1 protein-coding gene is annotated in these 707 nt (G+C 44.0%); it reads right to left on the minus strand.

Annotated features, from left to right (window positions below; genetic code table 11):
* The coding region (locus tag A3729_RS33070) for a nitric oxide reductase activation protein NorD (protein WP_369820133.1) at positions 1-707 on the minus strand (707 nt) is incomplete at both ends.

Genomic DNA, 707 nt, shown 5'->3' on the forward strand with positions numbered 1-707 from the left:
GGCCTTCGTAGTGATCAATATCATTTGGCTTGCCGTCTGAAACAATCAACATGAGGCGCTTTTGAGTTGCTTGTGTTTTTAACACTTCAGTTGATTGACGAATACCTGCGCCCATTCGCGTATAAAATCCCGGCTTGATTTCAAGAATTCGGCCACGTGCGGCATCGCCATAAGGTTCAGAGAAGTTTTTTAACAGGTTATATCGAACTTGTTTGTTCTTGATGGAGGAAAATCCATAGATTGCAAAAGGGTCCCCTGCACTGCTCAAGGCTTCGGCAAACAAGGTGATACTATCTCGAATAATATCTATCACACGCTGATTTGAGTTGATTCCCGAATCAGTCGACATAGATAAATCCGCTAATAACAAGCAGGAAATATCTCGTTGGCTTTCTTTACGGTGCTTATAAAAGTTGTCATTGCCTGTATTAGTATCAGGCTCAACAATAGATTCGATACAGGCATCCAGATCCAGCTCGCTACCTAAAGGCTGACGGCGAAGCCAATGCTGTTGAAATTTCAAAGCGCTGAATCGATGCCTGAGCTGGTTTGCAGTTTTAGTTAAGTGACCAGGAACGCCACTTGGCTCGGCGTCATCCGCTAGCATGGGCTGCAATAAACAAAAGTCTTCAATATAGACAGACTTTCTGTAATCCCATTCACGAAGGCGTATGCCATCACCAATGGCTAAATCATCGTTATGCGGG

It is taken from the genome of Oleiphilus sp. HI0043, from assembly GCF_001634935.1.